Origin of the sequence: Burkholderia sp. E168m23, assembly GCF_016586125.1 — a bacterium.
GTDB classification, from domain to species: Bacteria; Pseudomonadota; Gammaproteobacteria; order Burkholderiales; family Burkholderiaceae; genus Burkholderia; species Burkholderia orbicola.
The window spans coordinates 1-951 of record NZ_BCPP01001511.1 but is presented as its reverse complement, the minus strand read 5'-3'; the positions used below and the strand labels follow the sequence as shown (position 1 = coordinate 951).

The 951-nt window shown below is 64.5% G+C and carries 1 protein-coding gene and 1 pseudogene; one reads left to right on the top strand and one right to left on the bottom strand.

All coding sequences use genetic code 11. The annotated features are described in order from the left end of the window. Positions 1-141: pseudogene (locus JMF90_RS40520) on the top strand (group II intron reverse transcriptase/maturase); the annotation flags it as partial. 119 nt (positions 142-260) lie between these two features. Here the strand turns inward: JMF90_RS40520 and JMF90_RS38535 are convergent. Then, the coding region (locus JMF90_RS38535) for a porin (protein ID WP_201326488.1) at positions 261-951 on the bottom strand (691 nt) is incomplete at its 5' end.

The following is a 951-nucleotide window of genomic DNA, read 5'->3' as shown; positions in this document are numbered from 1 at the left end:
CGTGCGCTGGGCGCACCGTCCGCTGTGGCGCAACAGGTGGCGGCGAACAGCTGTCGCTGGTGGCGTAATAGCGGCAAGCTCCTGAATAGCGTATTGACCCTCGCGTACTTCGACCGGCTGGGTGTGCCCCGACTCTCATAACCTCAACTTCCCGAACCGCCCGGTGCGGACCCGCATGCCGGGTGGTGTGGCAGGGGTACGGCCTCATGGTCGTCCCCTATGCCGATTTCGGGTACCGCAGGCGCGGTGCCCGAGTTCGCTCAGAACGAGTGATGAATGCCGGTCAGCACGATCACCTGGTTCGCGGTGCTCGACACGCCGGCCGTGAAGAACGCGGCCTTCGCGCCGCCCGAGCCGTGTTCATAAAGCACGTTCGCATACAGCTGCGTGCGCTTCGACAACGCGTAGATGTCGCCGAGTTCGACCTGCGTCCAGCGGCGGCCGGCCAGCGTCGTGGTCGCCGCACCGCCCGCGATCGTGTTGAACGCGCTGCTGCGGTAGTTCACGCCCGCGTCGTAGCTCTGGAACGTGTCGGAAAACCCGTTCGACTGCATCTTCACGCGCGTGTAGAGGCCATGCACGAGGAAGTCGCCGATCTGGTACGACGCACCCGCGCCGATGTTCTCGACCTTGCTGGCGAGATAACCATTCGCGGTGTTTTGCCCCTGGAACGACGTGATGCCCGTCTGGCTGATCAGGATCGAGCGGTCGTGCTCGTTCGAGTAGACGGCCGACGCCTTGAACGGCCCGTTCGCATAGTTCAGCGCGACGCCGACCGATTTGCCGGTCGAGAAGTTCGTCGTGTTGCCGAGCGCGAGCGTCGCCGCGGCCGAGAAACCCGCGAAGGTCGGCGAACGGTACTTGATCGAATTGTTGTACGGCACGTTGCCGGTCGCGGCGAGCCCGTCGATGTTGCCGGGATGGAACGCATACCAGCTCAGCGCGAGATAC